Origin of the sequence: Streptosporangium sp. NPDC020072 (assembly GCF_040631445.1) — a bacterium.
Taxonomy (GTDB): domain Bacteria; phylum Actinomycetota; class Actinomycetes; order Streptosporangiales; family Streptosporangiaceae; genus Streptosporangium.
On record NZ_JBEYAB010000013.1, the window covers coordinates 191,671 to 204,657 of the forward strand.

A 12,987-nucleotide genomic window follows, 5' to 3' on the forward strand; every position below is an offset into this window, starting at 1 on the left:
TGTTGCGTTCGCGAAGGTGTGGACGGTCAGCGGGCGGTGGCGACGACGAGGGCGTAGCCGAGCTTTCCCGCCTTGGTGACGGCGTTCTCGTAGTCGGCCAGCCGGGTGCTCGTCTCGAAGTACTCCTGCGAGGTCAGGGCGACGATCCGGTCGCGGAGGCGGTGCCGTACGGTGACCGACCTGTCCTGCCAGTCGCGGAAGGTCTCGGTCAGGTCGAGGCACTCCGTCACCGCGAAGCCCGCGTCGGTGAGGAGGTCGGCGTACTCGCCGGTCGAGTAGACACTCGGGCAGGCCCACTCCGTGGTCAGCGAGTGCCACTCCCGCTCGTCCAGCTCCCCCGTGCGGACCCGTTCGAGGAAGGCGAGCGAGCCGCCGGGCCGCAGGAGCTCACGGCAGCGGGCGAAGAGCCTGGCGGCGTCGAAGTGGCAGAACGCGCCGGTTCCGTAGGCTCCGTCGAAGGGTCCGTCGAACTCCTGCTCGTAGACGTTTCCGTGCACGAGCCGGATCTCCTCCCGCTGCCCCGTCGCGGTGATCCGGTCTCTCGCCTTCTCCAGCGGGCTTCCCGCCACGTCGATGCCGGTGATCCTCCAGCGGAACTCCCCCGCGAGGAAGCTCGCGACGGCGGCGGTGCCGCAGCCGATGTCGAGCACCGCCGCGCCCGGCGGGAGCTTCATGGCCGAGCCCATCAGCCGGAGTTCGGAGGCGCTGTTGTCGCTGAACTGGCCGATGTACTCGCCCTGTCCGTAGACCTCGGGGTAGATGAGGTCGTGGACGAGGTTGTTGCCCGGCATCTCCTCGTCGTAGAGCTGGGCGACGGCGGTGAAGTTCTCGTTCTCGGTCTTCATGTCCGGGCACTCCCGTCGACGAGAAGCTGGATCGGCTGTTCGAGGTCGACGCCGGCCACGGCCTCGCGCACGTCCTTCGGCACGTGGAACATGTGGTGGTGGGTGATCCCGTCGTAGAGGCGGAGGGTGCCGGTCATCCGCTCCGCGAGGTGGCGGTCGATCTCGGCGGCTCCGGTGCCCAGCGGGTCGAGCGGCAGGTTGGAGCCGATGACCGTCATCCAGACCGTTCCGTACGACTGCGGGTGTGTGACGTAGCGGTAGGCGTGCGGGAAGACCCGCTCGACCACGGCGCCGATCCGTGCGGCCATCTCCGACGAGCGGGGGCCGACCGAGCCGCACCACGAGACGTAGAGGCCGCGTTCGCTGAGTCTGGACCGCATCAGGCCGACGCTCCGCGCCGAGAACACCTCGGAGGCGGGGCTGCCGGGCAGCGGTTCGCTCAGGTCGTTGACGATGAGGTCGAACCGGCCGGGCTCGTCGTCGAGGTACTCCAGCACGTCCGCGATCTGGAGCCGGACCCGGGGGTCGGACCAGTGCTCGGTGCCGACGTGGGGCAGGTGGTCGCGGGCCACGTCGATGACCGAGGTGTCGATCTCCACCTGGACCACCTCGCCGACCCCGGGGTATCTCAACAGCTCGCGCACGACACCGCCGGGCCCCGCCCCGATGCACAGTGCCCGCTCGCAGGAACCCCCCAGCAGGAACATGGCCGGGTGGACCATGCTCTCGCTGTAGATGTACTCGTCCGCGGCGACGTGCTGGATCCGTCCGTCGAGGAAGAGGCCCCGGCCGTAGCTCTCGGTCTCAAGCACCTGGATGTGCTGGAAGGCGCTCCTGGTGGAGCAGACCTCCGCGACGATCCGGTGGCGGTGAGCCTCGCCCGGGGCGATCTCCTCGAACGACCAGCGTCCGTCGGTCAACGGTCGCTCCCGATCAGTTGCTCACGGGACCGGATGAGCGTGGGCTCGCCGCTCTTGTCGAGCAGCACCTCACACGGCTCGGTCTGGCCGAGGAACTGCGTGATCATCGAGTAGCAGTAGCTTCCCGCCTGGTCGAAGACCAGGACGTCCCCGGGCTCCAGCGCGGGCAGGTGGATGCCCTTGGCCAGGAAGTCGCGGGAGTACGTCGTCGATCCCACGACGTCGACCGGCTTCTCAAGCACGGCTCCGCTCTTGCCCAGGACGTCCACGTTGTGGAACTCGTTGTAGAACATCGACCGCGGAAGCAGGGTCGCGCTGGCGTCGCAGCAGACCAGGAAGCGGTCCGGCCTTTCCTTCACGTCGAGCACGGAGGTGCAGAAAACAGCGGTGTCCCCGAAGAGGGAGCGTCCGGGCTCAAGAATGAGCTTTATCGGGCGGCCGCGCTCCTTCGAGTAGGCGTTGAAAACCTCGCTGATGCTCTTGTCGTACTCGGCGTAGTCGAAATCGATGGCGTCGTCGCCCCTGACCGGGAAGCCGCCGCCCAGGTCCACGTATTCGAGGTCGGCGAAGTGGTTCGAGAGTTCGAGGGTGCGTTTGACCCCCTGCATCATGGTCGCCAGGGAGACAATGTTCGTACCAAGGTAGACGTGCGTTCCGACAATGGTGATGTCGTACTCCTTGGCCGTGGCCATGACCTTCTCGAATTCACTTTCGAGGACGCCGATACGGCTCTCGGCGCCGATAAAGACGTTGTCGAGGGAGTTCTCGTCGATGTTCAGCCGGATACCGCAGCGTCCGCCCGGGTTCACCTCGCCGAAAAGCCGCAGCTGGCCGATCGAGTCCAGGTTGACGGCCACCCCGTGCTCGACGATGAACGCCAGGTCCTCGCGCCGCACCCCCGTCGAGGTGTAGATGATCTCGCTGGGGCTGAAACCACAGTTCAGAGCCAGCTTCATGTGCTTCAGGGAGTTGACGAAGATGCCCAGGCCCCGCTGCCTGACCAGTTCGAGGAGCCGGGGGTTGTTGTTGGCCATGGAGGCGAAGTGAACCGCCTTCTCCGGGTATGCCAGGCCGGTGAATCGGCTGACGTTCCTGTCGATCAGGTTCTCGTCGTACACATAGCACGGTGTGCCGAATTCGGAGACGACGGAGGTCAGGCGGTCACGCATGAGAATTCTCCCTCTTAGAACACGGATACCGGGATGACGAAGGGGAGTGCCGTTGCTTTCCGCCCGCAGCGGGGGCGGCGCGACCCGGCCGTGACTATTTGGCGGCTCGCGTAACTTGACCGTAACTATTACTAATCGAGCAAGAAGAGGGAGTCAAGGCCCCTCTTTCAGGTTCCGCATAACTCCGTATCGGCGCAGGTCACGCACCACCGGGCGGTGTTCCCCGGCACGACCAGGCATTCGGCGAAGTTCCCCTATCTCGCTCGTGAAGTTTTCACACCCAATGAGTGAAGTTCACACATTCCATATGGGGGCCGCACCCGCGAACGTCCTCCCCGATCAACGGCCGGATAAATCCCTACTTGGAAACAAGAAAATGCTCGCCGCGTGCCCGTCGCCGGAATTCAAAAAGGACAGGGGAGTTTATTTGTTTTCGGACACGACCCCTCCCGGCTCCCGGCTCCCGGCTCCCGGCTCCCGGCTCCCGGCTCCCGGCTCCCGGCTCCCGGCTCCCGGCTCCCGGCTCCCGGCTCCCGGCTCCCGGGAGGCTACCCGTACCCACTCGTGGTGATCCGGTCGTCGAGGGCCGTCACGGGCGGAGCCCTTGCGCGCGCCGGGCCCGGTCCGTTCGGCACCGCCTCCGCACGCCCTGGAGAACCCCGGCCGCGGGGCCCGGCACTCGCGATGACGCGTCCCGCGTCGACGACGGCCGGTAGGCCGGGCCGCCGTCGAAATGCCCTGAGGCCTGCGGCTCAAGCCGTATCCGAGGCCCTGGAGTGGGACATGAACGGCCGCATCCCCAAGCCCGAAAGGTCGCCGAGAGTGTACATCTCATCTTTTACGTGGTTATGATCCCAGAGTTTGACAGAGTCTTTTACGAATGGAGAAGAATCATGTCAAGTCGCCTCATCGGTCTGGGGATCGCCGCGTTCATCGCCGCCTCGTCGCTGGCCACCCCCGCCTCCGCGTCCCCCGTTCACACAACCGCCATCAAAATGGTGAACGCCCCGCTCAACGCCGAGTGCACCCGGCAAACCGACGTGAGCACGTACGCCCAGGTGTCGTGCACCGGGACGAGCCTGTCCTATCGGGTCGAGGCCCAGTACTGCCGCCCCGGCTCATGCTCGTGGCACAACGGCGTCTGGGTGAGCGGTGGCGCCTGGTCGACGCTGTCAGGATTCTCCGGGGGAGCGTTCGACCCGATCCAGGTCAGGTTCGCCTGACAAATCCGTCCGGACGTGCAGCGAGGAGTGCGGCGACGAAGCCAGACGTCCAGGACCGCGACGGGTCCTGTGAACCTCGGCCGTAGCAGGTGACGGCGGCTTCGAACTGGTTCTGATCCCGTTGCCCGCACCCTCTGTGGAGTTTTGGCCCTGTAACGCCTCGGGGTCGAGGTCCGGGGCCCGGCGACCCGCCGAGCCCCGGAGCCCACCGGCCGGTCTCCCCGTTCACGGCCAACGCCATGCCGGACCCGCGAGGAATAACCAGAATCCCGGCCGTCGGGACCTTCAATTGACCGTGGTTTTCCCACCGGTCAGAAGCGGTTTTCAGCAATCAGTCAAATCGAGTGCCCTTAATGTCAGTGGGTGTCAGACCCAATGATCCGGACACGAATCCAAGGGTAGGCCGGCGATTCGACACGCGTTCAGGCCGTGTTCTCCCGATGGTCACCCCGAATAAGACCGTAGGGGCGTCCACCGGGACGGTTCCCTGAAAAACGCCTTCGGGAATTTCGTCGGGCGCGCCGTACATCGGCGTCGCGTCCCCGGTGGCCGGGAGGCTCTTCGCCCCGTGGACGTCCGGGCGCGGGCTCACGGCGCTCACGCGGCGTCGTGGAAGACGAGGGCCAGGGTGTGGCGCAGGCCGGAGCGGATGGCGGACACACCGTGACGGACCGGCGCCGCCGACCATCCCCGGCTCGACCGGACGGGACGGTCTCGGGTGGTGAAGAGGTAGCCGTGTCCGTGCGGCAGGAGTGTCGCCGTCCCCCGTGACTGCGCGCGGGGACGCTGTTCCATCAGCAGGAACTCGCCTCCCGTGTGGTCCACGCCGGGCCGGTTGAGGTTGATCACGACCTGGAGGGGGAAGACGAGGTCGCCGTAGAGGTCGCGGTGCAGGGCGTTCCAGTCCTTCTCCTGATATCGCAGCAGGATCGCCGACGACTTGGTCTGCCCGGCCTCGTGACACATCGCGAGCCATTCGTCGAGCGTGTCGGGCCACGGCGCGGGGCGGCCGAGTTTGGCCCACCAGTCACGCGCGATGGGCAGCAGCCGCGGGTAGAGCGCCTGCTTCAGCCGCTCGATCGGTTCCGGGTACGGCGCCGCGAAGTACCGGTACCGCCCCTCCCCGAAGCGGTACCGGCCCATGTCGATCGTGCTGCGGAACAGTTCGTCCCGGTCGAACATCGCACAGAACCCGGCGGTCTCCTCCGGGGTGAGGAGTCGTGGCAGCAGGGCTCCGCCGTACTCGTCGATCTCGGCCGTGACGGCGGCCCAGTCGGCGGCGTCGACGCGCTCGCGCCACGGATCGACCCTCGTCGTCATGCCGCGGCCTCCAGGTTCAGCAGGGTGGTCTTGGCGTCGAGACCGCCGATGTAGCCGCCGAGGGAGCCGTCGGCGCGGAGCACCCGGTGGCAGGGAACGACGACGGGGAGGGGGTTGGTCGCGCAGGCGGTGCCGACGGCGCGGACGGCCTTGGGACTGCCGACGAGTTCGGCGACCTGCCGGTAGCTGAGGGTCCGCCCGTAGCCGATCTCCGGCAGGTGTTCCTGCACGAGCTGCCGGAACCCCCGCGACAACGACAGGTCCAGGGGCAGGTCGAACGTCCTCCTGCGGCGGCCGAAGTACTCCTCGATCTCCCGCGCGGCGGCCTCAAGCCGCCGGGGGGCGTGCAGGACGCGGGGGCTGAGCCTGCTCGCCAGCGTCTCCAGCACCCGGTCGTGGTCCTCGTTCTGGTAGGCCACCCGGACGAGACCCTTCGGGGTCGCCGCGAGCAGCAGCCTCCCGACCGGGGAGTCGACGACGGTGTAGGCGACGTCCACGAGTCCTTCGGCCTCCGCCTCACGCGCGAGCCGGGCGTGCAGCCGTGCCATCGTCTCGGGGTCGACGGGCGCCGACAGCACGCCGAGGATGTCGTTCATGAGGATGCTCCTTTCGCGTGAGCGCCCGGGTAGCTCTTCCTGAGGGTGTTCAGCCCGTCGGCCGCGGCTCTGCGCGCCGCCTCGGCGGTGCCGCCGAGGATCGCCGCGATCTCCGCGTGCGACATCCCGGCGAGGTACCGGTAGGTGATGGCCTGACGCTGCTTGTCCGGCAGCTTCACCACCGCGTCCCACAGGTCCATGTCGTCACCGCCGGGGACACCGAGACCGCTCGGCGTCTCGGGAAGGTCTTCGACGGCGACCGCGTTCCGCCTCGTGGCCCGGTGGACGTCGATCGCCTTGCGGCGCGCGATGGTGACGAGCCAGGCCTCCACGTTCGCCGTCTCCGGCAGGTCGGGATAGGCGCGCAGGGCCGACAGGAACGTCTCCGACCACGCGTCGTCGGCGTCGTGCACGCCCAGGAGGGCGCGGCAGACGCGCAACACGGTCACCCCGTGCCGCGCGACCACCTTCTCGAACGGCTGCTTCATCTCGATCCCATCAGAACAGGCGTCCCGCTGTGACCTGGGCGGGCTCCTCCAGTTCCAGCAGGGCCCGCTTGCGTCCCAGTCCCCCGGCGTACCCGGTGAGGTTCCCGTTCGCGCCGAGCACGCGGTGGCAGGGCACGAGAACGCACAGCGGGTTCGCGCCGACCGCCTGGCCGACGCGGTACGCCAGGCCACGGTCGCCGAGTCGCTCCGCGACACGGCCGTAGGTCGTCGTCTCGCCGTACGGGATCTCGTTCAGGATGCTCCACACCGCCTGTTGGAAGGCGTCCCCGGCCGCCCGCAGCGGCAGGGCGAACGCCTGCCTGTGGCCGGCGAGGTAGTCCCTCACCTGCGTGGCGGCCTCGGTGAGCAGGGCGTCGCCGACGGCCACGGCGCCGAACGTCTCCTGCGCCGGACGGCGGGTGTGGTGCTGGAAGTACAGGCCGGTGACCGCGTCACCCTCGGCGACGATCGTGACCGGTCCCAGGGTGGTGTCCACCACGGTGTGTCGCGTGTTCATACCGGCTCCTTTCGCTCTCACCCTGCAGACGTACGGGACGCCCCGAACGTGAGACGGCGGTTTTACGACCAGGTGACCGGGAGGCTCTTCACCCCGTAGACGTCCGCGATCTCCGGGCGCAGGGCGACCTCCTCCGCCGGTACGGCCAGGCGCAGTGTGGGGAAGCGGTTGAGCAGGGCGGGGAAGGCGACACGCATCTCGACGCGGGCGAGCTGCTGTCCCAGGCACTGGTGGATGCCGTGGCTGAAGGCCAGGTGCCCGCCGTCCTGTCGCCGGAGGTCCAGCCTGTGGGGGTCGGGGAAACGCTCGGGGTCGCGGTTGGCGGTGTTGAGGCCCAGGATGACCATGGTGCCCGCCGTGATGACGTGGCCGCCCACCTCGACGTCCTCAAGGGCGACCCGGTAGAACTGCTTGACGACGCTGAGGTAGCGCAGCAGCTCCTCGACGGCCTGGTCGACGAGCGTGGGGTCGGCGCGCAGCGCGGCCAGCTGCTCCGGATTCTGCAACAGCGCGAAGGTGCCGAGCGCCAGCATGTTCGCGGTGGTGTCGAAGCCGGCCGACAGCAGGATCAGGGCCATCCCCTTCAGCTCCTCGTCGGTCAGGTCGCTGTCGAGGAGGTCGCTGAGCACGTCGTCGGTGGGGTTGGCGCGCTTGGCGGCCACCAGCTCCGCGAGGTACTGCTGGACCGCGAGGTAGGAGGCGATCAGTACCTCGTCACTGACCTCTCCGCCGAGGAAGTTGTCGATGTGCTCCTGGAAGAAGTCCCGGTCCTCGTACGGCACGCCGAGGAGTTCGCAGATCACCATGGCGGGGACTGGCTTGGCGAACGCGGTCACCAGGTCGGCCGTCGTCCCGGCCCGTTCCATGGCGTCCAGGTGGTCGGCGGTGATCTGCTCGACGCGCTCGGTGAGCTGGCGCATCCGCCGTACGGTGAACTTGCCCACCAGCGGCTTGCGGTAGCGGCCGTGCCGCGGTTCGTCCATGAGGAGGAACTCGCCGGGAGGCGCCGGGGGAACCTCGACGTCGCCGTAGTCGATCATCGGGTGGTGGACCATGAGCTCCTTGCGGGAGCTGAAGCGCGGGTCGGCCAGGATGGAACGGGTCAGGTCGTAGCCGGTGACCAGCCAGCCCTGGTGCCCGTCGGCGAAGGTCAGACGGCTGATGGGGCTCTGCTCGCGGGCCTCGGTCAGCTCCTTGGGCGGGTCGAAGGGACAGCCGGACTGACGCGCGGTCGGCATCGTCATGGCGGTGTGGGGGGACTCGGACATGGTCTTTCCTTCCAGGGTGCGGTGCGGCTCAGGGGTGGCGTGCGGTTCCAGGGGCGCGGTGCGGTGCGGTTCCAGGGGCGCGGTGCGGGAAAGGGCGTGCTCTGCCCGGCCGGTGGCGGCCTGGTGCGCGAACGACATCGAGGGAGACATCGGCATCCGGCGGAGTCATCGACGCCTTCTGCGGGGAGGCCGTTCGTCACTCACACGGGCAGGGATCCTGCTCCGGGGGACCTGTTCACAGCCTGGTGTTCGTCTCGCGTGAATCTTCTGAAGTTCTCCGGCCGGCGACGCGAGACGCGCCGGGGAGGTGCTGTTTCCCGCTCAGGGGAACCGCGTCGCGGCCCTCCTTCCTGTCGTTGACACGGTCTAGGCGATCTTGCGGCGGTAGGTGTTCATCGCGAAGACGTAGGCCACGACGAGGATGCCGACACACCAGGCCAGGGCGATCCAGATGTCCGTGCCGACCGGCTGCTCGGTGAACAGGGCGCGGATGGCGTTGACGATGGAGGTCACCGGCTGGTGCTCGGCGAAGGCGCGCACGGGGCCGGGCATGGTTGCGGTGGGGACGAAGGCCGAGCTGAGGAAGGGCAGGAAGATCAGCGGGTAGGAGAAGGCGCTGGCGCCCTCGACGGTCTTGGCCGACAGGCCGGGGATGACGGCGATCCAGGTCAGGGCCAGGGTGAACAGGATGAGGATGCCGACGACGGCGAGCCAGGCCGTCACGGGGGCGCTGGAGCGGAACCCCATGGCCAGTGCGACGAGCATGACGACGGCCAGGGAGATGAGGTTGGCGACCAGGGAGGTCAGCACGTGCGCCCACAGGACGGCCGAGCGGGCGGTGGGCATTGACTGGAAGCGTTCGAAGATGCCGCTCTTGAGGTCCGTGAAGAGCCGGAACGCGGTGTAGGCGATGCCCGAGGCGATGGTGATGAGCAGGATGCCGGGCAGCAGGTAGTTGACGTAGGAGTCGGTGCCGGTGTTGATCGCGCCGCCGAACACGTAGACGAACATGAGCATCATGGCGACCGGCATGATCGCGGTGGTGATGACGGTGTCCACGCTTCGGGTGACGTGGCGCAGGGATCGTCCCAGCAGAACGGCGGTGTCGCCGAGGAAGTGCCTGGTCATGGGGGGTTCCTAGGTGTTCGTGCCAACGAGGGTGAGGAAGATCTCCTCCAGGGACGGCTGCTTCTCCACGTATTCGACCTTGGCGGGCGGCAGCAGCCGCTTGAGGTCGGCGAGGGTGCCGTCGACGATGATGCGGCCCTGGTGGAGGATCGCGATCCGGTCGGCGAGGTGTTCGGCCTCGTCGAGGTACTGGGTGGTGAGCAGGACCGTGGTGCCCTGGGCGGTGAGGTCCCTGACGGTCTGCCAGACCTCCAGGCGGGCCTGGGGGTCCAGGCCGGTGGTGGGTTCGTCGAGGAAGATGATCGGCGGGTCACCGATGAGGCTCATCGCGATGTCGAGGCGACGGCGCATGCCGCCGGAGTAGGTGGCCGCCCTGCGTCCCCCGGCGTCGGTCAGGGAGAAGCGGCGCAGCAGGTCGTCGGCGACCTGGGCGGGGTTGGCGAGGTGGCGCAGGCGGGCGACCAGCATGAGGTTCTCCCGGCCGGTGAGGATCTCGTCGACCGCGGCGAACTGCCCGGTCAGGCTGATCGACTCACGGACGTTCGCCGCCTGGGTGGTGACGTCGAAGCCGTTGACGCGGACGACTCCGGCGTCGGGCTTGAGCAGGGTGGACATGATCCTCACGGCGGTGGTCTTGCCCGCGCCGTTGGGGCCGAGCAGCGCGAAGACGCTGCCCCGCGCCACCTCGAAGTCCACGCCGCGCAGGACGTGCAGGTCCTTGTAGGACTTCCGCAGGTCCCGCACCTGGATGGCGGGGGTTTGTTGTGTCGTCATCAGACGGTCCTGTCCTTCTCCCCCGCGGCGCGGGCGATGGCGTCGGTGAAGCGGTTGCGCTCGCGGGCCCGGTACTGCCCGGCCGGGTAGTTCTGGATGAAGGCCTCGACGAACTCCACGGGGTCGTCGCCGAAGACGTCGCGGATCGGGGTTCCGTCCGACACGCTCTGTTCGAACAGGTCGGCCAGGTCCTCGTACATCTCCATCGCGCCCGCGCCGTCGACCGGGCCGAAGTGCATCAGGTAGCGCTCCAGCGCCTCGACCGCGACGCGGTAGTTCTCGGGAAGCTGCTTGATCCGTGCCTTGTACTGCCGGTAGCGCTTCTTCTCCTCCAGCGACCCGGTGACGACCTCCAGGTACTTCAGGTAGCGGCTCTTCGACTCGTCCGGTTCTCTGGTCATGTCTAGTTGATCCCTTCGCGGAGTTGTTCAAGCCTTTCGGCGAGGAATGCCCAGGTTCTCCAGAACTCGTCGAGGTACTCCCGCCCCTGGGCGTTCAGGGAGTACACCTTGCGTGGCGGCCCCTTCTCCGAGGGGACCTTCGCCACATCGACCAGGCCGCGCTGTTCGATCCTGACCAGCAGTGCGTAGATGGTGCCCTCGGCGATGTCAGAGAAGCCCTGTTCACGCAGCCATGCTGTGATCTCGTAGCCGTAGGCGGCCCGGGTGGAGAGGATCGCCAGGACGATGCCCTCCAGTGTTCCCTTGAGCATCTCCGTGGCCTGTTTGCCCATGGAGTGCCCCCTTTCAGCTACTCGATAGTGCTAAGTACCAGTAGAAAGTAACACTGACTACCGGTACTTAGCAACACCAAATAGCTCAGACCGTGGTCACCCCCGCAGACCGCCTCCGGCGCGGGTGACGATGAGCCCGTGTCCACCGGCGGTGAGCGAGTTGAGAAACAGCCGGTCAGCGCCCGGCAGGGAGGCCAGACGGAGCATCCAGTCACGTGCGGCGATGCGCAGCCCGCTGGAGGGCGCCATCCACTGGATGAACCGGCGACCGAACGCCTGCACCTCCTCGATGGCCGGCCGTACCCGCCTCTGGTAGGCGGCCAGCGCGTCCGGGACACGGGCCGCTCCGGCCGTCGCCAGTTCGTCGGCGAGCACCCACGCCCCGGCCATCGCCATGGACGCGCCGTGCCCGGCGAACAGGGACACCGCCTGGCAGGCGTCCCCGAGCAGGGCGACCCGTCCGGTGCTCCAGTGCTCCATGTCGATCTGGGTCACCTGGTCGCAGTAGATCTCGGCGGGGTCCGGGCAGCGGGAGAGCGCCTCCGGCAGGATCCAGCCGAGGTCGCCGTAGGTGTGCCGCAGCCAGGCGGCCGGGTCTTCGGGCAGGGTGGGGTCGGGCTCGCGGCACAGGAACAGCAGCGCGAGCCGGTCTCCGCGCAGCGCGTAGGCACCGGCCATCCGCCCCGGCACGGTCAGCATCTGGTAGCGCGTGCCGATCTTCCTGCTGAGCGCCTCGTCGTCGATGACGTAGGCGGCGACCCGGTGACCGAGGTAACGCACGAATCCGCTCTCGGCGCCGAAGGCCAGCTTCCTGACCTGGGAGTGCGCTCCGTCCGCGCCCACGAGGAGGTCGACCTCGCGCCGCGTGCCGTCGGTCAGCTCCACGGTGACTCCTTCACCGTCCTGCTCGATGCCCGCGACGCTGGTGCCGTACGTCACCGGGGTGCGCACACCGTCGTGGACGGCACGGACCAGGTCGGTGCGCAGCAGGCTCACCACCCGGTTGAAGGACTCGGGCATGACCAGGCGGCTGGTCCGCCGCCCGACACGGTCCACGTAGCCGAGTTCGTTGACCGGGTAGCGGGCCTCAAGCAGGCGGGGGGCCAGGCCCATCCGCTCGGCCACCTCGTATCCCGGCCCGTAGAAGTCGATCATGTATCCGCCGTCCCGGAGGGCGGGGGCGCGTTCGACCACCTCGACCTGCCACCCCATGCGCTCCAGGTGCCAGGCCAGGGTGAGCCCGGCGATTCCCGCGCCGCAGATGAGCGCCCTCATCACCCCTCACTCCCCGCGTGCCCGTCCGCCCGCAGCATGGCCCGCAGGGGACCGGCGAGCGCGGCGACGTCCATGGCGGGATCGAGGCTGTGGTGCAGCACCAGGCCGTCCAGGGTCGCCGCGAGCAGGACGGCGGCGGCCTCGGCGTCACCGGTGTGGCCGCGGGCGCGCAGCCACGAGACCACGCACGCGCGGAAGTCGTCGATCATGTCGCGGAGCCGGGCGCGGAGCTCGGGGAGCCTGCCGGAGGCCAGGTGCGTCTCCACGATCAACAGTGAGGCGGGGTCCGTGCCGGTGTAGCCGGACAGTTCGCCCAGCAGCCAGTCGAGGCCGCTCTCGATGTCCGGCTGTTCGGCCAGCCGGTGCGCGACCTCACCGAACAGCGCGCCGGCGAACGCGGTCGAGGCCTCGACCAGCAGGTCCGTCACCGACGCGAAGTGGTAGTGCACCACACCCGGAGCCACCCCGGCGCGTTCGGCGACCATCCGTGTGGTGACGCCGCCCCAACCGACCTCGCCGATCAACGCCACCGCGGCGTCGAACAACCGCTGCCTGGTCGCTCGACCTCGTTCCACCGACTTCTCCACCGTCTCCCGCTCCTTTGGACATACGACTTGGACAATCGACTTGGACAGTTGCCCAAAATATACATCCCAAGCCGCCGGCGCGGCGGAGAGGAGCGAGGCCGATCAGGCGGGGCTCACCGGAGCCGGCCAAACGAAAACGGCCCG

At 68.2% G+C, this 12,987-nt stretch carries 15 protein-coding genes; 1 reads left to right on the forward strand and 14 read right to left on the reverse strand.

Annotated features, from left to right (window positions below):
• Window positions 1-26: 26 nt before the first annotated feature.
• Genes ABZ470_RS29725 through ABZ470_RS29735 form a run of 3 tightly spaced genes read right to left on the reverse strand, consistent with a single transcriptional unit; the run spans window position 27 to window position 2,934 of the window.
• Complete coding sequence (locus ABZ470_RS29725; RefSeq protein WP_362915560.1) at window positions 27-845, reverse strand: class I SAM-dependent methyltransferase; 819 nt, start codon at window positions 843-845, stop codon at window positions 27-29.
• The gene (locus tag ABZ470_RS29730) at window positions 842-1,765 is read right to left on the reverse strand and encodes a hypothetical protein (RefSeq protein WP_362779706.1); all 924 of its coding nucleotides are present in this window, start codon (window positions 1,763-1,765) and stop codon (window positions 842-844) included. The genes ABZ470_RS29725 and ABZ470_RS29730 overlap by 4 nt, the downstream gene beginning before the upstream one ends.
• Window positions 1,762-2,934, reverse strand: a complete 1,173-nt coding sequence (locus ABZ470_RS29735) for a hypothetical protein (protein WP_362915562.1) — start codon at window positions 2,932-2,934, stop codon at window positions 1,762-1,764. Before ABZ470_RS29735 ends, ABZ470_RS29730 begins: the two co-directional genes overlap by 4 nt.
• An 893-nt stretch (window positions 2,935-3,827) precedes the next feature.
• On the opposite strand from ABZ470_RS29735, the gene ABZ470_RS29740 reads away from it, so the two are divergent.
• A complete protein-coding gene (locus ABZ470_RS29740; RefSeq protein WP_352014972.1) occupies window positions 3,828-4,157 on the forward strand; it encodes a hypothetical protein in 330 nt (109 codons plus the stop codon).
• 597 nt (window positions 4,158-4,754) lie between these two features.
• On the opposite strand, the gene ABZ470_RS29745 is transcribed toward ABZ470_RS29740, so the two are convergent.
• From ABZ470_RS29745 to ABZ470_RS29795, 11 genes are all read right to left on the reverse strand, one after another.
• On the reverse strand, window positions 4,755-5,477 hold the full coding sequence (locus ABZ470_RS29745; RefSeq protein ID WP_362915564.1) for a 2OG-Fe(II) oxygenase: 723 nt from the start codon (window positions 5,475-5,477) through the stop codon (window positions 4,755-4,757).
• Window positions 5,474-6,073 (reverse strand): methylated-DNA--[protein]-cysteine S-methyltransferase, encoded by a 600-nt coding sequence (locus tag ABZ470_RS29750; RefSeq protein ID WP_352014974.1) that lies wholly within the window; start codon window positions 6,071-6,073, stop codon window positions 5,474-5,476. Before ABZ470_RS29750 ends, ABZ470_RS29745 begins: the two co-directional genes overlap by 4 nt.
• Entirely contained in the window at window positions 6,070-6,561 is a 492-nt protein-coding gene (locus ABZ470_RS29755) for a sigma-70 family RNA polymerase sigma factor (protein WP_352014975.1), read from the reverse strand. Before ABZ470_RS29755 ends, ABZ470_RS29750 begins: the two co-directional genes overlap by 4 nt.
• Before the next feature lie 10 nt (window positions 6,562-6,571).
• Window positions 6,572-7,078 (reverse strand): methylated-DNA--[protein]-cysteine S-methyltransferase, encoded by a 507-nt coding sequence (locus ABZ470_RS29760; protein WP_362915566.1) that lies wholly within the window; start codon window positions 7,076-7,078, stop codon window positions 6,572-6,574.
• 62 nt (window positions 7,079-7,140) lie between these two features.
• A complete protein-coding gene (locus ABZ470_RS29765) occupies window positions 7,141-8,346 on the reverse strand; it encodes a cytochrome P450 (RefSeq protein WP_362915568.1) in 1,206 nt (401 codons plus the stop codon).
• Between the two features lie 366 nt (window positions 8,347-8,712).
• Complete coding sequence (locus ABZ470_RS29770; RefSeq protein ID WP_362915570.1) at window positions 8,713-9,474, reverse strand: ABC transporter permease; 762 nt, start codon at window positions 9,472-9,474, stop codon at window positions 8,713-8,715.
• Between the two features lie 9 nt (window positions 9,475-9,483).
• Window positions 9,484-10,248: an ABC transporter ATP-binding protein gene (locus tag ABZ470_RS29775; RefSeq protein ID WP_362915572.1), complete on the reverse strand. Its 765-nt coding sequence runs from the start codon at window positions 10,246-10,248 to the stop codon at window positions 9,484-9,486.
• Window positions 10,248-10,649 carry a DUF1048 domain-containing protein gene (locus ABZ470_RS29780; RefSeq protein ID WP_362915574.1) on the reverse strand — a complete coding sequence of 134 codons (402 nt, stop codon included), beginning with the start codon at window positions 10,647-10,649 and terminating at the stop codon, window positions 10,248-10,250. Before ABZ470_RS29780 ends, ABZ470_RS29775 begins: the two co-directional genes overlap by 1 nt.
• A gap of 2 nt (window positions 10,650-10,651) precedes the next feature.
• Complete coding sequence (locus ABZ470_RS29785; RefSeq protein ID WP_362915576.1) at window positions 10,652-10,981, reverse strand: PadR family transcriptional regulator; 330 nt, start codon at window positions 10,979-10,981, stop codon at window positions 10,652-10,654.
• A 96-nt stretch (window positions 10,982-11,077) separates the two neighbouring features.
• Window positions 11,078-12,256: an FAD-dependent oxidoreductase gene (locus ABZ470_RS29790; protein WP_362915578.1), complete on the reverse strand. Its 1,179-nt coding sequence runs from the start codon at window positions 12,254-12,256 to the stop codon at window positions 11,078-11,080.
• On the reverse strand, window positions 12,256-12,831 hold the full coding sequence (locus ABZ470_RS29795) for a TetR/AcrR family transcriptional regulator (RefSeq protein ID WP_362779667.1): 576 nt from the start codon (window positions 12,829-12,831) through the stop codon (window positions 12,256-12,258). Before ABZ470_RS29795 ends, ABZ470_RS29790 begins: the two co-directional genes overlap by 1 nt.
• Window positions 12,832-12,987 lie beyond the last annotated feature (156 nt).

Bases quoted from the DNA above. Each gene is read 5' to 3' on its own strand.
- ABZ470_RS29755 (WP_352014975.1), bottom strand. From the start codon at position 6,561: ATGAAGCAGCCGTTCGAGAAGGTGGTCGCGCGGCACGGGGTGACCGTG.
- ABZ470_RS29745 (WP_362915564.1), bottom strand. From the start codon at position 5,477: ATGACGACGAGGGTCGATCCGTGGCGCGAGCGCGTCGACGCCGCCGAC.
- ABZ470_RS29725 (WP_362915560.1), bottom strand. From the start codon at position 845: ATGAAGACCGAGAACGAGAACTTCACCGCCGTCGCCCAGCTCTACGAC.
- ABZ470_RS29735 (WP_362915562.1), bottom strand. From the start codon at position 2,934: ATGCGTGACCGCCTGACCTCCGTCGTCTCCGAATTCGGCACACCGTGC.
- ABZ470_RS29740 (WP_352014972.1), top strand. From the start codon at position 3,828: ATGTCAAGTCGCCTCATCGGTCTGGGGATCGCCGCGTTCATCGCCGCC.
- ABZ470_RS29760 (WP_362915566.1), bottom strand. From the start codon at position 7,078: ATGAACACGCGACACACCGTGGTGGACACCACCCTGGGACCGGTCACG.
- ABZ470_RS29790 (WP_362915578.1), bottom strand. From the start codon at position 12,256: ATGAGGGCGCTCATCTGCGGCGCGGGAATCGCCGGGCTCACCCTGGCC.
- ABZ470_RS29750 (WP_352014974.1), bottom strand. From the start codon at position 6,073: ATGAACGACATCCTCGGCGTGCTGTCGGCGCCCGTCGACCCCGAGACG.
- ABZ470_RS29765 (WP_362915568.1), bottom strand. From the start codon at position 8,346: ATGTCCGAGTCCCCCCACACCGCCATGACGATGCCGACCGCGCGTCAG.
- ABZ470_RS29780 (WP_362915574.1), bottom strand. From the start codon at position 10,649: ATGACCAGAGAACCGGACGAGTCGAAGAGCCGCTACCTGAAGTACCTG.
- ABZ470_RS29785 (WP_362915576.1), bottom strand. From the start codon at position 10,981: ATGGGCAAACAGGCCACGGAGATGCTCAAGGGAACACTGGAGGGCATC.
- ABZ470_RS29770 (WP_362915570.1), bottom strand. From the start codon at position 9,474: ATGACCAGGCACTTCCTCGGCGACACCGCCGTTCTGCTGGGACGATCC.
- ABZ470_RS29775 (WP_362915572.1), bottom strand. From the start codon at position 10,248: ATGACGACACAACAAACCCCCGCCATCCAGGTGCGGGACCTGCGGAAG.